This is a genomic window from Gordonia sp. (in: high G+C Gram-positive bacteria), assembly GCF_012515855.1.
Lineage (GTDB): Bacteria > Actinomycetota > Actinomycetes > Mycobacteriales > Mycobacteriaceae > Gordonia.
Map to the genome: position 1 here is coordinate 1 of NZ_JAAYXO010000062.1, position 2412 is coordinate 2412.

Consider the following 2412-nt stretch of genomic DNA (forward strand, 5'->3'; position numbering starts at 1 on the left):
CGCCCGAGCTCGGGAAGTACTACCCGACCAGCGTGCTGGTGACCGGCTGGGACATCCTGTTCTTCTGGGTCGCCCGCATGATGATGTTCGGCACCTACGTCGCCGGCGACGACGCGATCGGCGACGCGAAGGTCCCGTTCACCGACCTGTTCCTGCACGGGCTGGTCCGCGACCAATTCGGCAAGAAGATGTCGAAGTCCCGCGGCAACGGCATCGACCCGCTCGACTGGGTGGACCGTTTCGGCGCCGACGCCCTGCGCTTCACCCTCGCGCGCGGCGCGAACCCCGGCAGCGACCTCGCCGTCGGTGAAGACCACGCCCAGTCGTCCCGCAACTTCGCCAACAAACTGTTCAACGCAACGAAATTCGCGTTGATGAACGGTGCGGTCGTCGCCGAACTGCCTGCGCGCGCCGACCTGACGGACGCGGACCGCTGGATCCTGGATCGGCTCGAGCAGGTCCGCGCCGACGTCGACGAGGCATTCGAGAAGTTCGAGTTCTCCAAGGCATGCGAGGCGCTGTACCACTTCGCGTGGGACGAGGTGTGCGACTGGTACCTCGAACTCGCCAAGGTCCAGCTCGCCGAGGGCAGCGCCCACGCCGACGGCACCAAGGCCGTGCTCGGTGCCGTGCTCGACGCCCTGCTGCGTCTGCTGCACCCGGTGATCCCCTTCGTCACCGAAACCCTGTGGAAGGTGCTCACCGGTGGTGAGTCGCTCGTCGTCGCCGCGTGGCCGACGGCGAGCGGTGCCGACGCCGACCCCGACGCCGCCCGTCGCGTCGAGGACATGCAGAAGCTGATCACCGAGGTGCGTCGCTTCCGCAGCGACCAGGGACTCAAGCCGTCGCAGAAGGTCGCCGCGCGGCTGACCGAGATCGACGCGGCGGACCTGGCTGCCCAGGTCCCGGCCGTGCGGTCGCTGGCACGCCTGACCGAGCCGGACGACGGTTTCGCCGCGACCGCCTCCGTCGAGGTGCGCCTGTCCCGCGCGACCGTCACCGTCGAACTCGACACCTCCGGCACCATCGACGTCGCCGCCGAAATCGCGCGCCTGCGCAAGGATCTCGCGGTCGCGGAGAAGGAACTCGCCGGGACGTCCGGCAAGCTCGGCAACGAGGCGTTCCTCGCGAAGGCTCCCGCCGCGGTGGTCGAGAAGATCACCGCGCGCAAGCAGGTTGCCGAAGAGGAGATCGCCCGATTCACTGCGCGACTGGCGGAGCTGGGTCAGGCGTGAGCACCGAACAGCCCGGGACACCGTCCCCGGTCGATCTCGCGGAACTGGCGCTGGTCGAGGCCGAACTCGACCAGCGCTGGCCCGAGACGAAGATCGAGCCGTCACTGACACGGATCGCCGCGCTCATGGATCTGCTCGGGTCCCCGCAGCACAGCTACCCGGTCGTCCACGTCGCCGGTACCAACGGCAAGACGTCGGTGACCCGCATGATCGATGCGCTGCTGACCCGGTTGCACCGGCGCACCGGCCGCACCACCAGCCCGCACCTGCAGTTGGCCACCGAACGGATCAGCATCGACGGGGTGCCGGTGTCGCCGCGCACCTACGTCGACACCTACCGCGACATCGAACCGTACGTGCGGATGATCGACGAGCAGTCCGAAGCCGCCGGTGGCCCCCGCATGAGCAAGTTCGAGGTGACCACGGCGATGGCGTTCGCCGCGTTCGCCGATGCGCCCGTCGAGGTCGCGGTCGTCGAGGTCGGCCTCGGCGGTCGCTGGGACGCCACGAACGTCGTCTCCAGTCAGGTCGCGGTGATCACCCCGATCGGGATCGACCACACCGGATACCTCGGCGACACGCTCACCGAGATCGCGGGGGAGAAGGCCGGGATCATCAAGAAGGCCCCCGAGGATCCGCTGGTGCCGCGCGACACCGTCGCGATCATCGCCCAGCAGGAACCCGAGGCGATGGAGGTGCTGCTGCGGCAGGCCGTCGAGTCCGATGCGGCGGTCGCACGCCAGGGGTCGGAATTCACGGTGCTGGAACGGCGCGTCGCGATCGGCGGCCAGCAGATCGACCTGCAGGGCCTCGGCGGGGTGTACAGCGACATCTTCCTGCCGCTGCACGGTGAACATCAGGCGTGGAACGCTTCGCTCGCGCTGGCCGCGGTCGAGGCGTTCTTCGGTGCCGGGCCCGACCGGCAACTCGACGTCGATGCGGTCAGGGAAGCGTTCGCCTCGGTCGTCAACCCGGGCCGGCTCGAGCGGGTGCGCAGCGCCCCGACGGTGTTCCTCGACGCCGCCCACAATCCGCACGGCGCGAAGGCGCTCGCCGCGGCCCTGGCCGCCGAGTTCGACTTCCGCAAACTCGTCGGTGTCGTCTCGGTGATGGCGGACAAGGATGTGCGCGGCCTCATCGACGCGCTCGAACCGGTGTTCGACGAGATCGTCGTCAC

The 2412-nt window shown here is 69.0% G+C and carries 2 protein-coding genes; both read left to right on the top strand.

From position 1 onward, the window contains the following. Window positions 1-1235: class I tRNA ligase family protein (locus GX543_RS04160; RefSeq protein ID WP_290849999.1), on the top strand; the 1235-nt coding region annotated here is incomplete at its 5' end. Continuing rightward, window positions 1232-2412: folylpolyglutamate synthase/dihydrofolate synthase family protein (locus GX543_RS04165; protein WP_290850000.1), on the top strand; the 1181-nt coding region annotated here is incomplete at its 3' end. The genes GX543_RS04160 and GX543_RS04165, both read left to right, overlap by 4 nt.